Raw genomic sequence first — 19,844 nt, forward strand, 5'->3', positions numbered from 1 at the left:
AAACAATTTAATATTTTCTTTTTTTCGCAAAAGTTGTATCTTGCGCCCTCTTAAAAAAGATTTATAAATAAGAATATTATGGGATTAATGACATTTTTGCGGAATCGCGCAGGGTACATTTTGATCGGTGCCATCGGTTTTGCAATTGTTGCATTTTTGGTTGGTGATGCAATTAACGTAGGTAAGCCTTTCTGGGCCGAATCTCAAAAGGTTGTCGGATCAATTGATGGTGAAGAAATTAGCATTGATACTTTTGGTCCTAAAGTAGACCAGAGTTTAGCTCAGTTTAAACAGCAATATGGTGGCTCAGGAAATGCCCAGATGCAAGCCATGGCGGTAGACAACGTTTGGAACGGTGAAGTGGCAGGAGTTCTTTTAGGTAAAGAATACAGCCGCTTAGGTTTGAACGTTTCAAGTGATGAATTGTTTGACCTGATGCAGGGTCAGAATCCTAGTCCATTGATCGTTCAGTATTTTGGTAATCCTCAGACTGGTCAGTTGAACCGCGCTGATGTGATTACTTCCCTGAAACAAAGGGCTAAAAATCCACAGTTAAACCAACAGTGGGCTTTATTGGAAACTGAAATCACTAAACAGGCTTTACAACAAAAATATGCCAACCTGGTTCGTAACTCTTTATACGTAACTACGCTGGAAGCAAATGACGAATATCAGAACCGTAACAAACTGGCGAACTTCAAATATGTAAGCCTTGATTATGCTTCTATTCCTGATGCAAATGTAAAACCAACGGAATCGGATTATTCTGATTATTATAATGCCAACAAGAAACGTTTTGAGAACCCTACAGAAACACGTTCATTCGAATATGTATCTTTCAGCGTTAGCCCAACAGCAGCAGATTCTGCTGCAGTGAAAGCTCAGGTAGATAAGTTAGCTGCTGATTTCAGAACTGCACCTAGCGATTCTTTGTTCGCTGCTTTAAACTCTGATGTTAAAGTTCCTTACACGTATTTGAGCAAAGGTAAATTAGATCCGGCTGTTGACTCTGTAGTTTTTAATCTTCCTGCAGGTAGCTATTACGGTCCTAAATTCTCTGGTAACTCTTATAAATTAGTTAAAGTAATCGATACCCGTTTTTCTCCTGATTCTGTTAAAGCAAGTCATATTCTAATTGACCCTACCAAATTAGGTGGTGTTGATAAGGCTAAAAAACTGGCAGATTCACTAAGAACATTGGTACAAGGTGGTGCGAGCTTCGCAACATTGGCTAGTCAATATAGCGTTGACGGATCAAAAGACAAAGGTGGTGACCTTGGTACTTTTAGCCGTGGACAAATGGTTCCTGAATTTGAAAATGCTGCTTTCGACGGTAAAGCCGGAGATCTTAAAGTAGTGACTTCACAATTCGGTGTTCACCTGATTAAAATCGAAAAACAAATCGGTTCTTCTAAAGTAGCTAAACTGGCTTACATCGAGAAAAGCCTTGCTGCAAGTAGCAAAACTAAAGATGCTGCTTACAAAAAAGCAAGTAACTTCTTAAGCGAGGTTAAAGACAATAACTTTACTGAACTGGCTCAGAAAAATAAATACACTGTAGGTGTAGCTGATAAAGTAACAGGGTCGCAAGGTTTTGCTCCTGGACTGGATAACCCACGTCAGCTGATCCGTGATGCTTATGCAGCAGATAAAGGTGATGTGCTTAAGGAAATCTACCAAATGGAGAACGCATTCGTCGTTGCCCGTGTAACTGGTATCAATCCTAAAGGTCCATTGTCATTGGAAGCAGTGAAAAAAGACATCGAGCCAATGGTTCGCAATGCAGTGAAAGCAAAACAACTGACAGAAAAAATGAATGCTGCTTTACAAGGCGCAGGAAATATTGACCAGGTAGCTCAGAAATTAGGCAAACCGGTAGCGCCAGTTCAAAACATGGTATTCGCTAACCCGATTATCCCAGGCGCAGCTCAGGAAAATAAATTGGTTGGAACTGTTTTCGGTTCTCAGCCAGGTAAACTTTCTAAACCTGTAGATGGAGAACGTGGTGTATATGTATTTACGGTTGATGGATTCGGTAATCCGGCTCCTCTTGCAAATACTTACAAACAAAAAGAATCAATGATGCAGGCAGCTGCTCAGCGTTCTTTAGGATCGGCATTCCAGGCTTTACAGGATAAAGCCAAGATAAAAGACAATAGGGTGAAATTCTATTAATCTTATTTTACGTAATTTTGTAACCGGAAGTAGTATTGCTTCCGGTTTTTTTATTTTAATCACCATGGACATTCAGGAGAACTTCGTTAATAAAGTAGCTGCAAGTGGCTTGATCACGTTAAATCTGGAAGAATACTATCATACCGGAGAAAGAGTTGTGTATGACATCAAGGATAACCTTTTTCATGGATTGATGTTGCGGGAGAAAGATTTCCGGGAATTTATAAAAGCACATGACTGGGCGGCTTATACCGGTAAAAATATAGCGATTATCTGCAGTGCGGATGCGATCGTGCCGACATGGGCTTACATGTTGCTGGCTAATAAATTAAAACCTTATGCAAATGAGGTGGTTTTTGGTAGCTTAGAGACGCTGGAATCGGTGCTTTTTGCTAAAGCACTGGCAAAGATCGACCTGAACGCATTTGCGGGAGAAAGAGTAGTGATCAAAGGATGTGCGGATATTGAGGTGCCGGTTTCTGCTTATGTGGAAATTACGGGGCTGTTGACACCGGTTGTGAAAAGCATAATGTACGGAGAGCCTTGCTCTACCGTTCCGATTTTTAAGCGAAAGGATTAAGTTTGGATTGTTTTTTGTTTTAACCCTGATATGAAGAAATCATTATTGATCATCACTATTGCATTACTAAGTTTCAGGGGATTGGCCCAGGAGCTTCCTTTTGTTAAAGAACCGGTTTTTCAGGCGGGTGAAGTGCTTAAGTATAAATTAAGATATGGCTTCATCACCGCGGCAGAAGGAACATTGAAAGTGCTGGATACTGACCTTAAATTTGATGGAAAACCTACTTTCAGGTTATCTGTTGATGCGGCGACCTCAGGAACATTTGACATCTTTTATAAAATCAGGGATCATTACGATTCTTATATTGACAAAGTAAACCTCAAGCCTTATTTCTATCAGGAGAATATCCGCGAAGGAAGTTACCGCAGAGAGGATAAAGCAAGGTTCTCTCAGGGAGAGCAAAAAGTAGTGGCTACAAAAGGCACTTTTAAAACGCCCAATAACCAGACCTTTGATCTGGTATCCACTTATTATTTTGCCAGAAGCCTGGACATTTCCAAAATGAATATTGGGGATGAAGTAAAAGTGAACTACTTTCTGGGAGATGAGATCAATCAGCTGCGGATACAGTTTGTAGGGCGTGAGACCATAAAAACAAAATTAGGAAAAATCAAGTGTCTGAAATTTAGCCCTTCCATTAAGCCTGGGCGAATTTTTAAGAAAGACAGTAAATTATACCTCTGGATTACTGATGATGGCAACAGGGTGCCTGTAAAGGCTCAGGTGGAAATCTTAGTGGGTGCAGTGACGATGGAAATTAAATCAGCCGATGGATTAAAGTATCCTTTGGCAATAGTAAAATAAATAAAATGATAGAAGTACAGAATACACTCGTGCACGAGGACCTGATTAGCGAAAGCTTTGTGTGTAACCTGAACAAGTGTAAAGGCATTTGCTGTGTGGAGGGAGATGCGGGCGCACCGTTGGATGTTGCGGAAACGGCGATCCTCAGAGATATTTATCCGAAAATTCAACACCTGCTGGAAGAGAAAGGGATCAAAGCAATTGAAGAACAGGGTACTTCTGTGGTAGATGCGGATGGTGACCTGACCACGCCTTGCGTGGATGGGAATAAGGAATGTGCGTATGTGACCTTTGAAAATGGAATCACAAAATGTGGAATAGAGAAAGGGTATGAGCTTGGATTGGTAGACTGGCAAAAGCCAATCTCCTGTCATTTGTATCCGATCAGAGTGACGCAGTATCCGGAGTTTGAAGTTTTAAATTACGACAGGTGGCATATCTGTCATGATGCCTGTACTTTTGGTAGAGAACTAAAAGTACCTGTTTATCAGTTCCTGAAAGGGCCGCTCATCAGAAAGTATGGTGCAGAATGGTATGCGGAGTTGGAAAATAGTGTGTCCCTAAAAAAGGATGAACAATAGATACAAACCAAACCTTATATAAATTGAAAGGAATAATTTTAGCAGGGGGAAGCGGTACAAGATTGCACCCATTGACCCTAGTAATGAGCAAGCAAATGATGCCTGTGTACGACAAGCCGATGATTTATTATCCGCTGTCGACCTTAATGCTGGCAGGAATCAGGGAAATTCTGATCATTTCTACCCCACATGACCTTCCGAATTTTAAGAAACTCTTAGGAGATGGAAAGGCCTTAGGCTGTGAATTTTCTTATGCGGAGCAGGCGGTTCCGAATGGATTGGCTCAGGCTTTCGTGATCGGTGCTGATTTTATTGGTAACGATAAAGTAGCACTGGTATTGGGCGATAATATTTTCTATGGAGATGGAATGGCGAAGCTGTTACAAGGCAGCTCCGATCCGGATGGTGGTGTTGTTTTCGCTTACCGTGTTTCTGATCCTGAACGCTATGGTGTGGTAGAATTTGATGAAAATAACAACGCGGTATCTATTGAAGAGAAACCGGTAGCGCCTAAGTCAGATTATGCGGTTCCGGGGCTTTATTTTTATGATAACAGCGTTGTGGAGATTGCTAAAAATATTAAACCTTCCCCACGTGGAGAGTATGAGATTACCGATGTGAACAAGGCTTATCTGGAACAAGGGAAATTAAAAGTTGGGGTGTTGAGCAGGGGAACAGCCTGGTTGGATACCGGAACTTTTGTTTCACTAATGCAGGCAGGTCAGTTTGTACAGGTAATTGAAGAACGTCAGGGATTGAAGATCGGATGTATCGAAGAGGTCGCCTATCGGATGGGCTTTATTGATAAAGAACAGCTTCGTGCAGTTGCAACACCATTGGTGAAAAGTGGATATGGTGCTTATCTGTTGAAGATGCTGAAATAATTACAGCAAGAAAAGCAAAAATGCCCTGGTCATACCAGGGCATTTTTGCTTTTCTTAAATTCCTTTTACACGGCCTTCCAGTAATTCTGTCGGCGCATACCCGAATTGCTTTTTGAAAATAAAGGAGAAATGAGATAAGTTTTCAAAACCAACTTCAAAGATGATCTCCGTTGGTTTTTTATGTTTTTCACTAATCATGTAATGTGCGAGTTCCAACCGTCTTTGGGTAAGCCATTTTTGAGGTGTGGTATTGTAGCTCTTCTTAAAATCCCGCTTAAAAGTGGTGATACTTCTGCCGGTAAGGTATCCAAATTTCTCCATGGTCATATTGAACATGTAATTCTTCTCCATAAAGCTGGTCAGGTCAACTTTTCCGGGTTCTTCAAAATTAGCCAATACACTGTCAATTTCAGGATCAATAGCTCTCAGGATGCTGATTGCTTCCTTAATTTTTAAAGCGGCGATGTGTTCAGGAAGTTCCTGCACCTCGAAATAAGGGATTAATGAGGTCAGGCAGCTTTGGAGTAAAGGATGGTTGTTGAAGCTTCGGATTTTTGGAATGGGGGTAATGCTGGTGGTAACGTTGAGGTCTGCATAAAAATCACGAAGTGTTTTTGCAGATAACAGCATCACTACCGTTTTATGTGGTAAGCCATCTTTTGGAAAATTGATGACCGTGGCGGGCTGATTTCTTGGGATTAAAAAAATATCACCCGTTTTAAAGTGATGGCTTTCCTCTGCCTGAATTATTTTTGTTTCACCGGAAATGAACCAGATTAGCATATGGTGGTCAAATATGACATCTGATTTGAAAAGCTTATCCTCATAACAGGAAAGCTTGATGTCAGGAGTGATGTATTTTGAAATGTGCTCCATAAGTCTGGTTGGTCTGATTGATGATTTATCAAATTGAAAATACGACAAAAATTACCTTTGTTGTATTCGTTGTCTAAAATTGAATTCCTTTCTGCTAAGCCGATTTGGAAATGGTTACTGAGTATGGAAGGTCAGCCCTGTCATTTCTTCACTTAATGTCCACAATCTTTTAGCACTCCCCTCATCCAGTGCATAAGGTTGCACGCCACGTAAGGTGGAAGGCTCGTCGTATTTGTGTTCAATAGTTCCCATGTCCAGCACTGCAATGTCTGAATCTTCGCAATATACCCCACCAATGCTGTTAAGTAAAGGACTTACAGCACACCAGACTGTTGTGGCTGCACCTTGTGGAATCGTTTTTAATTTATTGGCCACTTCCTGTTTAATGATGCCATCAGCGTCATAGGTCCCCATCTTCTGGAAGAGTGCGATAGGCTCTTCTCTGCCAAGATCAGTACCATAAACAGAACCGGGATGCAGGGAGTAGGCCCTGATGTTGAACTCCTGGCCACGATTGTCCAGTTCAAGGGCGAATAAGTTGCCTGCTGTTTTTGACTGGCCATAGCCGAGCAGGGTGTCATATTCACGATGCTCAAAATTAGGATCTTCAAAATCGAAAGCTGACATCTGGTGACCGAAAGAGGAAACATTGATCACTCTGGCTCCATTTGCCTTTTTAAGGGAAGGCCATAACCTGGCCGCAAGTTGAAACTGTCCGAGGTGATTGGTGGCCAGTTGAGATTCTATACCACGGCTGTCTCTTCTCAATGGCACCCACATGATGCCTGCGTTGTTGATCAGCAGATGTAATGGTCTGCCTGATGCCAGGAATTTTTCTGCAAAAGTATCAATGGAATCCGGATTGATGAGGTCCATTGTTTCCAGTTCTACGTTAGGGATACCCTGGAGGTTTTTCTTTGCTTTTTCCATGTCCCTTGCAGGAACAATCACGGTTGCTCCGGCGGAAGCAAGGACTTTAGTCGTTTCCAGGCCGATACCGGTGTTTCCACCTGTTACGATTGCAATTTTTCCATTGAGATTGATCCCTTTGATGACCTCAGCTGCTGTTGATGTGGCGTTAAATCCTGAACCGAGCGGTTGTTGTAACGCACCTTGATAGTTGTTCTTTTTCATGTCAATTTTGTTTTGTTGACACAAAAGTAGGGGAGATTGAAAGGATCAACTTTGTTTTAAAGACCTATTTTGCTTTGTTTTAAGGACCGGTTAATTTGCTCTTTATCCCATTATTGTTCCCTGCTTTAAATGCTGCAGTTCATTCTTTAAGCCCCCTGCTGCGCGTATTTTTATTTAGGTAACAATCTTATGTCTGCCAAAATCGCTTAATCATTTGACAAATACAGAAAACTTTATACCCTTCAATTTCCTTTCTTTGAATTAGCCGCTTTTAATTAAATTGAATACGTCTTAAAAAGAACCACCTAAATCCAAATAGAATTGACGATGAAACATAAATCAGGCATTCTGCTGTTCATGCTCCTGCTTTGGAGCAGTTTTAGTTTTTCACAACATGATCCAAAAGCTTTAAAAGCCTGGCAGGATCAGAAGTATACGATGTTTATCCATTATGGCATCTATTCCGTATTGGGTGGAGTCTGGGAAGGAAAACCGGTAAGTAAAGGCTTAAGTGAGCAAATTCAGGCCCATGCAGGAATCTATAGCGATACCTATGCTAAAGTCGCTAAAAGGTTTAATCCGGAAAAATGGAATCCCGATTCTATGGTCTCTCTGGCAAAAAAAGCAGGGATGCGATCTATTGTGATCACTTCTAAACACCATGATGGCTTTTGCATGTTTAAAACGAATACCACTGATTTTAATGTGGTAGATGCGACGCCCTATAAAAGAGATGTTTTAAAGGAGCTTTCTGAGGCTTGTAAACGTGGAGGGTTGCGCTTCGGATTGTACTTTTCGCTGATCGACTGGCATTTTCCTCAGGCTTCACCGATCTCAAGCAGCAACTCGGATTACATCACTCCGGAGCATGTGGAATATAATAAAAAACAGATCACAGAATTGTTGAGCAATTATGGCCCGGTATCGGAGCTATGGTTTGATATGGGTTCTCAGAGTGCAGCAGAGAGCAAGGAATTGAGAGATTTGGTTCATCGCCTTCAGCCAGACTGTATGATAGGCAGCCGGATTGGAAATGACATGGGCGATTTTAATGTGATGGGGGATAACCAGGAACCCGATTATACGATTGGCGTGCCATGGCAATCTCCTGCCTCTTTCTTTGATGAAACCTGGAGCTATCGTTCCTGGCAGAATCGCGGAAGCGAAGAAGAGAAAACAAGAGAGAAGCTAACCAGTCTGATTCGTGTGGTGAGCAGGGGCGGAAACTTTTTGTTGAATATCGGTCCGAAGGGGGATGGAAGTGTGGTAGATTTTGAAAAAGATGTGCTGTTGAAAATAGGAAAATGGCTAGATAAAAACGGGGAAGCAATTTATGGTGCTGATCCCGATCCTTTCCATATCTCCTTTAAGTGGGGCAGCTTAACGAGCAAAACCAACAAGATTTTTTTACACTTGCTGGAGCGCCCGGAAAATGGACAGATTACCTTACCCGGACTTCAGGGCAAGATCAAAAGTATAGCTGTTCTTGGAGAGGCAAAGCAGAAACTAACTTTCTCACAGGATCAGTCGGGGGTAAAGATCAACGTGCCGGCAGGTCTTGACATCAATAAAGAATTTAAAGTAATTGCGATCACTTTTGTAAATGGATATCAGGTTCCACCTGCAAATATCATTGCGCTAAACAACGAAGAAATCATACTTAATTCCCATAATGCTTTTAAGCATTACAGCAATTCCGGAATTGATTACAATACCAGATATCAAAGTACGGTTAAAGAATCCTGGACCTTAAAAGCCATGACAACCGGAAAGTACATCCCGAGAATCTATTATTCAGATCAGGAAAAAAATACAACCATAGATCTGGAACTGAATGGAAAGGTTTCTACGGTTTCTTTCTCTGATGGAAAGCTAGAAGAACTTCCAAAATCCGGAGCGGTCAGCTGGGGTACAATTTATCTTTCCGGACCATCAGGAGCTGGTATTGATGGTTTTCCAGGGGATATTCATGCCATAAACCCAGAAAAAGGATGGGGAAGGAATACAGATCAAACCTGGACAAAGAAAACGGAATGGAAAAATAATGAACAGTATACCTTACCTGCGGAAACAGAGACTGCAATCTATCTGATGCAGGAGATCAATTCCGAAGCAGATCAGTCTTACCTTGCCGGAATAACGAGCACTGATGGTGTCATTGTCACCCTGAACGGTGAGGTCCTGGCTAAGCACAACAATCCTTTTAAAGAAGCGAAACTGAATGATGTGATTTTGCTGCCATTGAAAAAAGGTAAGAACCAATTGCTGGTGAAATTTTATAATGGTTATAAAAAAGACATCACCGTAGGAATCAGCAATAATTTAAAACAGCAGATCTATTCCAAAGACCTGCCGGAACTGAATACGGAAAAGGGAAAATACTATCCTTTCAGCTGGCAGCTGCACCGCCCTTTGTCTCCGCATACTACACTGGGATTGTCAAATGTTGCCCTTAAATTGTATAGAAAGTAGCCAAAATCATTTAATGATATGATAAAATCATAAAATAAAATGTAACATAATTCGCGTCCTTTGGATAACCAAAAAATTAAACCAATGACTAAAAATAAATACCTTTTTCCATTCATCATGATCACGTCCCTGTTTTTTATGTGGGGTTTCGTGCACAATCTTGATCCAATCCTTATTCCTCACCTGAAGAAGTCGTTCAGCCTTTCTACACTGCAGGCTTCACTGGTGGATTCCGCGGTATTTATTGCTTACTTCCTGATGGCATTACCTGCAGGGTTTATCATGAAAAAGTATGGATACAAAACAGGTATCATCATTGGTTTGCTGTTATTTGCAATAGGGTCATTTTTATTCATTCCCGCGGCAAATACACAGCTTTACTTTTTCTTCCTGATTGCACTTTTTATTATTGCCTGCGGACTGACGATTCTGGAAACCGCAGCAAACCCATATGCTTCTCTACTCGGGCCAGCGGAAACCTCGACCTTCCGACTGAACTTCGCACAGTCCTTTAACGGGCTGGCGGCAACGCTTGCGCCAATTATCGGAGCGAAGATCATCCTGACAAAAGGATATTCAGATACAGAGCTAAATGCCATGACCGAGTCTGCGAAACAGGTGGCTTTAGCCTCGGAGGCTTCCAGTGTAAAAATGCCTTACCTTATTCTGGGCAGCATTATTTTAGTGATTGCGATCATCTTCGCTTTCTTAAAGCTGCCGGAGATTAAAGAAACAGAACAAAAAGAAGGAGAGAAAACGGGCATCTTTCATGCCTTGGCACACCGTCACCTGAGCTGGGCCGTTGCTGCACAGTTTTTCTATGTAGGTGCACAGGTCTGTGTATTCAGCTTTTTCATCTTATATGCCACCAAAGCGGCGGGAATAGACGAGCAACAGGCGGCAAAATATGCAGGATATGGAATGGGAATGGCTTTCATGGTGGGCAGATTTTTCGGAACCTTCCTGATGAAATTCATCAGTGCAGGAAAGCTCCTGTCGATCTATGCTTTTATTAATGTCATTTTATGTATCGTAGCCATAACATCCAGTGGAACTATTGCGTTGTATGCGGTAATAGGCATTGCCTTTTTTATGTCGATCATGTTCCCAACCATCTTTTCTCTGGGAATTAAAGATCTTGGTAAGGATACTAAATTTGGAAGTAGCTTAATCATTATGTCTATCGTTGGCGGTGCCATATTGCCTCCGGTAATGGGGTATATCAGCGATTTGACGCACAATATTCAAGTGGGATATATTGTCCCTTTAATCTGTTTTGTAGTGGTATTCCTGTTTGGCATAAAAGGCCATAAGGTGATTGAAAATAAAAGTTATGAGTAAGCAATATTATTTAACGCTGGATTTGAAAGCGGATGATCAGCTGATCGCAGAATACGAGGAAATGCATAAGGCAGTTTGGCCGGAGATTATAGAAAGCATCAAATCGTCAGGAATTCTGAATATGGAGATCTACAGGACAGGTAACCGCCTGTTCATGATCATGGAGGTGAGCGAGGACTTTAGTTTCGAGCAAAAAGCGGCGATGGATGCCGGAAATGAAAAGGTCCAGGAATGGGAAACATTAATGTGGAAATATCAACAGGCAGTACCGGGAGCGAAACCTGGTGAGAAATGGATGATGATGGATAAAATATTTCAATTATAAAGGGTAATGTCAGCAAGCACTAAAAGTAGTTTTTTACAAATCCATCCGGATGATAATGTTCTGGTAGCCTTACAGGATCTACCTAAAGGACAGGTCATCGAATGGAATAATTCACAGATCATCTTACAGGATGACATCCGTGCAAAACATAAATTCTTTATCACAGACCTGAAGGTAGACGACGAGGTATTGATGTATGGGGTCCTGGTTGGAAAAGCCACTACTCCGATTCTTAAAGGAGGTCTGATGACCACCGATAACATTCATCACGCTTCGCAGGATTATAGTTTCAGGGACGTAAATTACCAGTGGCAAAAACCAGATGTTTCTGCCTTTGTTAACCGTACTTTCAATGGCTATCACCGTAAAGACGGAAGAGTAGGAACGGCAAATTATTGGTTGTTTGTACCTACAGTATTCTGCGAAAACAGAAACCTGGATGTGATCAAAGAATCTTTATACCATACCTTGGGTTATGCGGTAACAGATAAATACAGACTGTTTACGGATCAGCTGCTCAGCGCCTTCAATGAAGGCGAAAGCATTGCATCCTTTCAGCTGGATAGCCTTTCGACGATACAACCTGCAAAAAACAGGGTGTTTAAAAATGTGGATGGGATTAAATTTCTAAACCACCAGGGAGGCTGCGGTGGCACAAGACAAGATTCAGCCTTGCTGAGTAATTTGCTGGCTGCTTATGCAGATCATCCCAATGTGGCCGGAATTACGGTGCTAAGTCTGGGTTGTCAGCATTTGCAGACACAGGATTTGCTGAATGATGTAAAGAAAAGAAATCCTGCATTCGATAAGAACATCTTAATTTTTGAACAACAGCAGAGTCAGAGTGAGGAGCAACTGATAAAAGAAGCCATCCTTAAAACCTTTGTCGGGCTGACAGAAATTAACAAAATAGAACGCGCCCCGGCGCCACTGAGTAAGTTGTGTGTAGGGGTGAAATGCGGTGGAAGTGATGGTTTTAGCGGAATCTCTGCCAACCCATCAGTAGGTTATACCTCTGATCTGTTGGTGGCTTTAGGTGCTAAAGTATTGCTTGCCGAATTCCCGGAATTATGTGGTGCAGAGCAGAACATTATCGACAGATGTGTGGATAAACCTACTGCTGATAAATTTATTCGCCTGATGCAGGAATACGATGCACAGGCACATGCGGTAGGTTCTGGCTTTCATATGAACCCTTCGCCGGGAAATATTAAAGATGGCCTGATTACGGATGCGATAAAAAGTACCGGAGCTGCAAAAAAAGCAGGAACTTCACCGGTAGTTGATGTGTTGGATTATACGGAACCGGTAACGAAACCAGGATTAAGTCTGGTATGTACTCCCGGAAATGATGTGGAAGCCACTACAGGGAAAGCCGCAAGTGGTGCAACCCTGATCTTGTTTACCACTGGTCTGGGAACGCCAACAGGAAATCCGGTATGTCCGGTGATCAAGGTGGCTACCAATACACAACTGGCGACAAGGATGAGTGACATCATTGATATTGATACGGGTGCGATCATCCGCGGAGAAAAAACAATTGAAGAGATGGGAATAGAAATTCTGGAATATTGCATCAAAGCTGCCAGTGGAGAAGTGACTCCGAAAGCAGTATTGCTCAATCAGGATGATTTTATCCCATGGAAAAGAGGCGTTTCATTATAGCAATAAAATATGTTCAGTTTAAAAGGAAAATCAGCAATTATTACGGGTGGAGGTAGTGGAATAGGTAAAGCCATTTCCATGCTTTTTGCGAAGCAGGGCGCAAAGGTGCACATCATTGAATTGAATGCCGATGCGGCACAACAAACCGTAACAGAGATCGAAGCTGCAGGTGGAGCTGCTGCGGCTTATGGTTGTGATGTGAGCAATCAGGAAGCAGTCGTAAATACTTTCAGCCAGATTGGAGAAATTGATATCTTAGTAAATAATGCAGGGATTGCCCATATCGGGAAGGCGGATACCACGAGTGAAGAAGACTTCACCAAAGTATTCAACGTGAACGTAAAAGGAGCTTATAACTGTTTATATGCCGGAATCCCGGCATTAAAGAAAAGTGGGTCAGGAGTGATCTTAAACATGGCTTCAATAGCGGCCGTGGTAGGGATTACAGACCGTTTTGCGTATTCGATGAGTAAAGGGGCGATCTTTGCGATGACGCTCTCTGTAGCGCGGGATTATATGGCTGATGGCATCCGCTGCAACAGCATTTCTCCGGCAAGGGTACATACGCCTTTCGTAGATGGATTTATTGCTAAAAATTACGCGGGTCAGGAGGCAGAAGTCTTTGAGAAATTGTCTAAAAGCCAGCCTGTGGGACGAATGGGGAAACCTGAAGAAGTAGCCTCACTGGCATTGTACCTGTGTTCAGAAGAAGCAGGATTTATTACCGGAAATGATTATCCCCTTGATGGAGGATTTATTAAATTAAATAATTAAAAACACAAGAATGAAATTAATCAGATGGGGAGCCGCCGATCAGGAAAAGACCGGTGTAATTATAAACGATATTTGGTACGATACTTCTGCCTTTGGCGAAGATTATAATGAGCAGTTTTTTCAGAACAACGGACTGGAAAGATTGTCTGCTTTTGTGAAAAATAATGAAACGGAATTGCCGGTAGTACCAGCGGATACCCGCCTGGGATCTCCGGTAGCACGTCCCTCAAAGATTGTATGTATCGGCCTTAACTATGCAGATCATGCTAAAGAAACAAATGCTCCACTTCCACCGGAACCGGTGATTTTCATGAAGTCGACTACCGCTTTGGTTGGACCTTTTGATGACATCATCATTCCTAAAAATTCAGTAAAAACGGATTGGGAAGTAGAACTTGCAGTAGTGATCGGTAAAAAAGCTTCCTATGTAGAAGAAGCGGATGCACTGGATTATGTTGCGGGTTATGTGTTACACAATGATGTATCAGAAAGAGAGTTCCAGATCGAAAGAAACGGGACCTGGGATAAAGGAAAAGGTTGTGATACTTTCGCTCCTTTAGGGCCATTCCTGGCCACAGCTGATGAATTGGCTGATGTGAACAACCTTCGCCTGTGGCTGACGGTAAATGGTCAGAAAATGCAGGATGGAAATACGTCCAACTTTATTTTTAATGTTCCTTTTGTGGTGGCTTATGTAAGTCAGTTTATGACTTTATTGCCGGGCGATGTGATTTCTACAGGCACTCCGGCAGGTGTAGGCCTAGGTTTTAAACCACCTGTTTACCTTAAAGAAGGAGATGTGGTTGAGCTTGGTATCGATGGCCTTGGAACTTCCAGACAACAGGTAAAGAACTATGTTAAAAATTGATTCCCACCAGCACTTCTGGAACTTTGATGAGGTAAGAGACAGCTGGATCACAGAAGAAATGGATGTGCTCCGGGATGATTTTCTGCCTCAACACCTGAAGCCCATTCTGGACCATTATAATTTTGATGGATGTGTGGTGGTGCAATCAGATCAAAGTCAGAAGGAAAATGAATTCCAGCTGAACCATGCAGCAACACATTCTTTTATTAAGGGTGTAGTAGGCTGGGTGGATCTGCAGGCAGCAGACATTACTGATCAGCTGGCGATCCTCAGCGGGCATGAAAAGCTAAAAGGCTTCAGAGAGATCCTTCAGGGAGCTGCTGATCCTGCCTTAATGTTGAAGCCGGAATTTGTAAACGGAATCAGTAAACTGAAAGCATTCGGATTTACCTACGATATCCTGATCTATCCGCACCAGCTGAAATATGCAACAGAACTGGCGGCCAGATTTCCGGATCAGCCCTTTGTGCTGGACCATATCGCTAAACCAGGAATTAAAGCCGGTAGCATCGCAGACTGGAAACAAGATATAGAAGGATTGGCGAAACATGAAAATGTAAGCTGTAAAGTCTCCGGAATGGTAACAGAAGCAGATTGGAAGCGATGGAAAGCAAAGGATTTTGATCCTTATCTGGATGTGGTCTTCGAAGCTTTTGGCGCCAAAAGGGTGATGTACGGTTCAGACTGGCCGGTTTGCCTGCTGGCAGGTGATTATGGAAGGGTCCTGAGCGTCATGGAAAATTATATTGCAAAACTCTCGGAAAATGAACAGAACCTGTTCTGGGGAGGAAATGCAACTCACTTTTATAACTTAAAATAAGCAATCAATGGATCTGCAATTAAAAGATAAAGTAGTCCTCGTAACTGGTGGAGCCAAAGGTATTGGTGAAGCTATCGTAAGGTTACTGGCAAAAGAAGGGGCTACACCTGTAATCGTAGGAAGAAATGAAGCGGATAACCAGCGCCTTGCAGATGATATTATCGCTGAAGGAGGAAAAGTCTTTCAGCTGGTTGCCGAATTAACAAATCCCTCTGCCAGTGAAGCAGCCATTAAAACTGTTCTGGAGAAATATGGGAGAATTGATGGACTGGTCAATAATGCAGGGGTAAATGATGGGGTAGGACTGGAAAGCGGAAACTATGAAAGTTTTGTGGAAAGCCTGCACAAAAATGTAATCCATTATTATCTGATGGCACACCATGCTTTACCGGCACTTAAAAAATCTAAAGGAGCGATCGTTAATATAGGTTCGAAAGTGGCAGATACCGGGCAGGGTGGAACCTCTGCTTATGCGGCATCCAATGGCGGTAGAAATGCGTTAACGAGAGAATGGGCCGTGGAACTCCTGCCTTATGGAATTCGTGTGAACTCGGTCATCGTTGCAGAATGTTATACGCCATTGTATCAGACCTGGATCAATTCTATTCCTAACTCTGAGGAGAAATTAGCTTCCATAAAAGCGAAAATTCCTTTTGGGAACAGAATGACAACAGCAGAAGAGATTGCAAATACAACGGTGTTTTTGCTTTCTGAGGCGTCGAGTCATACAACTGGGCAATTGGTATATGTTGATGGGGGGTATGTGCATCTCGACCGCTCTATCAGCCCGCTTTAAATTAAAAAAATCAAATGTACTTATCCTCCTCAAATGTTGTGCTGAAGGGCAAAACATTTGGATGTCGTCTAAGCACATTTGATTTTTTTTGCAAAACGCAGAACCTGTATTTGCGGTTCTCGTAATGGGGTTGGAAAGGGAAGGGCGTTTGGGTAAGCAGATTAGTTAAATAGCGCTGTTTATCTAGCTTGATTTCTTTTGAGGATGGAAAAGAAAATTTGATAGGGTAAGATTGAGATAAATAATCAGATGGTTATCTGATCTGATTGAGCATTTTCTTTTTGAGAATTGAAAAGAAAATTTGATAGGGTAAGATTGAGATAAATAATCAGATGGTTATCTGATCTGATTGAGCATTTTCTTTTGAGAATTGAAAAGAAAATTTGATAGAGCATTTTAGATAAATGCGAGATGCGTATTTAAACTTGCTAACTATTTCCTGCAGAAGATAGGTAAAACCCTAACCCGGTTTCTAAGCTGAATTTAATCAGTAACTCTTTATAAAGTATTAAAAATAAAAAGGTGTATGTTGTGAGAAGGCCTTAGGAAGTTTTGTCCTTTTCAGGACAAAAGATTCCAGCCTTCGAATAATATACACCTTTTTATGATTTAATCTCTCCGGGCAATACTACGGAACTAAATTGCGGCAGTATATGCTTTTAACCAAGCCACCTCTTCCGTATTTAAAAGTGGACTTAAACGTTCAAATACCAACGCATTATAGCTGTTCAGCCACTCTATCTGACCTTGTTCCAATAAATCCTTTTGCACGATAGCTGTACTGATCGGTGCAATGGTTAAAGATTCAAATGCATAGAATTCGTTAAACTCATTGCTGACGTCTTTAATCGTGTTTACGAGGTTTTCTATGCGAACACCGTGTTTTCCCGGACGGTATACTCCCGGTTCAATAGAAGTGATCATTCCAAGCTCTATCGCAACAGGAACCGCAGTTGGGTTAAAAGTATGAGGGCCTTCATGAACATTCAGGAAATAGCCAACACCATGACCTGTTCCATGCCCGTAATTGATGGCATAGTCCCATAATGGTTTGCGGGTGATGGCATCAATCTGATAACCACAGGTTCCTTTAGGGAAGCGCAATTTACAGCCGTCAATCATTCCTTTTAAAACCAGGGTATAATCTGTTTTCTCTTCTTCGGTATTGTTTCCCATCGGAATGGTCCGGGTGATATCTGTTGTGCCGTAAAAATACTGACCTCCGGAATCTACCAGGAACAAGCCTTCTTCTTTTACTTCTACATCACTTTCTTCGGATGGGCCGTAATGTGGTAAGGCACCATGCGCTTTATAAGCACTGATGGTATTGAAGCTGTCGCCCACAAAACCTTCCTGTGCAGCCCTGAACTTACGCAGTTCGGCTGCGGCAGAGAGTTCGGTAATGGTGATTTTTCCTATGTTTTCTGATAACCATTTTAAGAAACGGGTGATGGCAACCCCATCTTTCGCCATTGCGATGCGGGTATTGGCCAGTTCTGTTTCGTTCTTAATGGCTTTTAAATTGGTAGAAGGATTGGTGTCTTTGATGACTTTTACGGAGGCAGGCAATAGTTTTGAATAGGCAAAGCAGTTGCGCTTAGGATCAATAAAAATAGAGGTGTTTTCAGGAACTGCTGATAAGGCAGATTCGATATCTTCATAAGGCATTACCTGAACACCGCTGGCAGCAAGCAATTCTTTTTCATCGGTGCTAAGCTTATCAGGGTTAATGAAGATGGTGGCTTTATCCTGACCTATTAAGGCAAAGCTAAGCACAACAGGGTTATAACTCACATCTTTTCCACGGATGTTGAATAACCAGGCCATATCATCAAGTGATGAAATCAGGTGGTAAGCAGCGCCCTTTTTCTGAAGCTCAGTTCTTACTTCGGATAGTTTAGCGGCTACGGATTGTCCGATATGTTGTTCCTCAATCAGGAAAGCTTTTTCTGCAGGTAGTGCAGGTCTGTTTTCCCAAATAGGACTAAGGTAATCTTTATCACTAAGCTGGATGTCTTTGATGGAGAATTGCTGCGTAAAAAGGTCTCCTAAAAGGATGGAAAGTAGTTTCTCATTTGTCGCAACTACAGCACCTGTATCCAGTTTTTCCAGGAGCCATTGAATGTACTCCGGAGCATGTTGTACTTTTTGTTTAACCAGCTCAAAACCGCTGTTTTCCAATTGCTCTGTTGCCTGCTCAAAATAGCGGAAGTCTGCCCAGAGACCCGCAAAGTCATGGGTAATGACTAATGTTCCTGCTGATCCCGTAAAGCCGGAAGCAAAAGGAATACACTTGTAATGGTTGGGTAAGTATTCACTGATGTGTGGATCTGCTGAAGGGATGATGTAAGCCTGTACATTGTCGGCTTTCATTTGTTTACGTATCTCGCTTAATTTTTCCTGATATGTCATGGTTTAATTTTTAATAGCTAATCGCGTTAACGCAAATCTATGGAATTTAATTCCTGTATATAGCTTATTTTTTTGCAGAGGTCGGGTTGATCTGGTTCGAAGAATTCAGGACTGTAATATGGGACTGGAGTTATCCACAGTAAATGTGAATAACTTTGTTTGGTTTACCCGTAGTGTGCAGATAATTAGGTTTTTGTAGGTTAAATTATTTGTGGATAAAGGTTGGTGTTGTCTGTTTTTGTGCAGCACAAATATGAAATCAGAAATGTGGGATAAGATTTCGAAGGCTGTTAGAAATGCTTAGAAGAAGAAGCGAAGATAGGAGGAGAGATGGCTTGGTCTCTAAATAAAAAGAGGGAGGAATTCGTGCTGAATCCTCCCCCGGTAAAATGTTGTTTTCCTAAAAAAGGAAAGGTGATTATCTGGGTAAACTGAACCTGAGATTGAGTTCAAAACTACCATTCGTGTACCCGCTCAATGCAGAGGTTTGGGTAGTGTACATTCCACTCACCATGTATTTTTTTCTGAAGTCCATGCCCAGGCCGAAGGTGGCACTTTCGCTGCTGTGGTACAAGCCCATAATGAAGACCTGTTTATTGGCAATCTCCAGTTGTGCACCTGCATCCCAGATGTTGTCAAAACCTTTCACGCCTCTATAGGCTACTTTAGGTTCCAGGTCCAGGCCGTTCAATCCTTCGCTGATTTTAAGCTTATAGCTCGCTGCGGCATAAAATGTAGTCACATCGGCAAGTTTGATCACATCCTTTTTCAGGACGCTTTTCAGGTTCGGAATGGATGCCTGCAGGTTAATTTTATCGGAAGTATAAGCGATTCCGAAATCACCATCCAGATAGGTCTTTCTGGCATTGTACTGACCTACCATAGGGTCATTGGGATTGCCGTAGATATCGCTGGTCTCCAACCGCTGATTCATGAAACCCAGGGATACTCCAAAATGCAACTGGTCATTTTTTTCATTGAGTTTCAGGTGATAGGCATAACTTCCCACTACCCTGATCTGTCTTTGCAGACCTGCACTTTCGTGATAAATGTTTAGCCCTAAGCCAACTTTGTTGAAACCATAATCACCGGTCAGGCTTTGGGTGAGCGGGGAACCGGGAACATTGCTCCATAATTTACGGTAAGCAGCATTAAGCTTCAGCCCTTCTGTGCTACCGGCAAAGGCCGGATTGATGAGGTACTGGTTGCTGTAATATTGTGCCGCCAGCGGATTTAGCTGTGCCTGGCTGTTGGTACTTATGGCAAAAGCCATAAGTACCAGTGCTAAGAATTTGTATTTCGTCTTCATCTTTATGATGTTTTATTTTAAATAA

General features: G+C 42.1%; 17 protein-coding genes. 13 read left to right on the top strand and 4 right to left on the bottom strand.

The features are described 5' to 3' along the window. Window positions 1–78 precede the first annotated feature (78 nt). From AAFF35_RS30890 to rfbA, 5 genes are all read left to right on the top strand, one after another. Window positions 79–2,175, top strand: coding sequence for a peptidylprolyl isomerase (locus AAFF35_RS30890; protein WP_342330276.1), 2,097 nt, complete (start codon window positions 79–81; stop codon window positions 2,173–2,175). A gap of 64 nt (window positions 2,176–2,239) precedes the next feature. Continuing rightward, window positions 2,240–2,755 (top strand): DUF2480 family protein, encoded by a 516-nt coding sequence (locus tag AAFF35_RS30895; RefSeq protein ID WP_124585619.1) that lies wholly within the window; start codon window positions 2,240–2,242, stop codon window positions 2,753–2,755. 30 nt (window positions 2,756–2,785) lie between these two features. Then, window positions 2,786–3,562: a DUF3108 domain-containing protein gene (locus AAFF35_RS30900; RefSeq protein ID WP_342330277.1), complete on the top strand. Its 777-nt coding sequence runs from the start codon at window positions 2,786–2,788 to the stop codon at window positions 3,560–3,562. A 5-nt stretch (window positions 3,563–3,567) separates the two neighbouring features. Further along, entirely contained in the window at window positions 3,568–4,143 is a 576-nt protein-coding gene (locus AAFF35_RS30905; protein WP_124585615.1) for a DUF3109 family protein, read from the top strand. A 23-nt stretch (window positions 4,144–4,166) separates the two neighbouring features. Further along, complete coding sequence (gene rfbA, locus AAFF35_RS30910) at window positions 4,167–5,027, top strand: glucose-1-phosphate thymidylyltransferase RfbA (RefSeq protein ID WP_342330278.1); 861 nt, start codon at window positions 4,167–4,169, stop codon at window positions 5,025–5,027. Between the two features lie 54 nt (window positions 5,028–5,081). Here the strand turns inward: rfbA and AAFF35_RS30915 are convergent, their stop codons facing one another. Together AAFF35_RS30915 and AAFF35_RS30920 are read right to left on the bottom strand one after the other, a co-directional pair. Then, the gene (locus AAFF35_RS30915; protein ID WP_342330279.1) at window positions 5,082–5,903 is read right to left on the bottom strand and encodes a helix-turn-helix transcriptional regulator; all 822 of its coding nucleotides are present in this window, start codon (window positions 5,901–5,903) and stop codon (window positions 5,082–5,084) included. A 114-nt stretch (window positions 5,904–6,017) separates the two neighbouring features. Continuing rightward, complete coding sequence (locus AAFF35_RS30920; protein WP_342330280.1) at window positions 6,018–7,037, bottom strand: SDR family NAD(P)-dependent oxidoreductase; 1,020 nt, start codon at window positions 7,035–7,037, stop codon at window positions 6,018–6,020. A 327-nt stretch (window positions 7,038–7,364) separates the two neighbouring features. Between AAFF35_RS30920 and AAFF35_RS30925 the strand changes: the two genes are divergently transcribed. The 8 genes from AAFF35_RS30925 (at window position 7,365) to AAFF35_RS30960 (ending at window position 16,098) form a co-directional block, all read left to right on the top strand. Further along, on the top strand, window positions 7,365–9,509 hold the full coding sequence (locus AAFF35_RS30925) for an alpha-L-fucosidase (protein WP_342330281.1): 2,145 nt from the start codon (window positions 7,365–7,367) through the stop codon (window positions 9,507–9,509). Between the two features lie 84 nt (window positions 9,510–9,593). Beyond that, window positions 9,594–10,850, top strand: coding sequence for an L-fucose:H+ symporter permease (gene fucP, locus AAFF35_RS30930; protein WP_342330282.1), 1,257 nt, complete (start codon window positions 9,594–9,596; stop codon window positions 10,848–10,850). Beyond that, entirely contained in the window at window positions 10,843–11,175 is a 333-nt protein-coding gene (locus tag AAFF35_RS30935; RefSeq protein ID WP_342330283.1) for an L-rhamnose mutarotase, read from the top strand. Before fucP ends, AAFF35_RS30935 begins: the two co-directional genes overlap by 8 nt. 6 nt (window positions 11,176–11,181) lie before the next feature. Further along, on the top strand, window positions 11,182–12,840 hold the full coding sequence (locus tag AAFF35_RS30940) for an altronate dehydratase family protein (RefSeq protein WP_342330284.1): 1,659 nt from the start codon (window positions 11,182–11,184) through the stop codon (window positions 12,838–12,840). Between the two features lie 9 nt (window positions 12,841–12,849). Next, entirely contained in the window at window positions 12,850–13,614 is a 765-nt protein-coding gene (locus AAFF35_RS30945; protein WP_342330285.1) for an SDR family oxidoreductase, read from the top strand. Window positions 13,615–13,624: 10 nt separating this feature from the next. Beyond that, window positions 13,625–14,482 carry a fumarylacetoacetate hydrolase family protein gene (locus tag AAFF35_RS30950; RefSeq protein ID WP_342330286.1) on the top strand — a complete coding sequence of 286 codons (858 nt, stop codon included), beginning with the start codon at window positions 13,625–13,627 and terminating at the stop codon, window positions 14,480–14,482. After that, window positions 14,469–15,302, top strand: coding sequence for an amidohydrolase family protein (locus AAFF35_RS30955; RefSeq protein WP_342330287.1), 834 nt, complete (start codon window positions 14,469–14,471; stop codon window positions 15,300–15,302). Before AAFF35_RS30950 ends, AAFF35_RS30955 begins: the two co-directional genes overlap by 14 nt. Window positions 15,303–15,309: 7 nt before the next feature. Continuing rightward, entirely contained in the window at window positions 15,310–16,098 is a 789-nt protein-coding gene (locus AAFF35_RS30960) for an SDR family oxidoreductase (protein WP_342330288.1), read from the top strand. A 636-nt stretch (window positions 16,099–16,734) separates the two neighbouring features. Here AAFF35_RS30960 and AAFF35_RS30965 read toward each other — a convergent pair. Together AAFF35_RS30965 and AAFF35_RS30970 are read right to left on the bottom strand one after the other, a co-directional pair. Further along, window positions 16,735–18,510 carry an aminopeptidase P family protein gene (locus AAFF35_RS30965; protein WP_342330289.1) on the bottom strand — a complete coding sequence of 592 codons (1,776 nt, stop codon included), beginning with the start codon at window positions 18,508–18,510 and terminating at the stop codon, window positions 16,735–16,737. Between the two features lie 418 nt (window positions 18,511–18,928). Further along, window positions 18,929–19,819, bottom strand: coding sequence for a PorP/SprF family type IX secretion system membrane protein (locus AAFF35_RS30970; protein WP_342330290.1), 891 nt, complete (start codon window positions 19,817–19,819; stop codon window positions 18,929–18,931). Window positions 19,820–19,844: the final 25 nt, after the last annotated feature.

Source organism: Pedobacter sp. FW305-3-2-15-E-R2A2 (assembly GCF_038446955.1).
GTDB lineage: Bacteria > Bacteroidota > Bacteroidia > Sphingobacteriales > Sphingobacteriaceae > Pedobacter.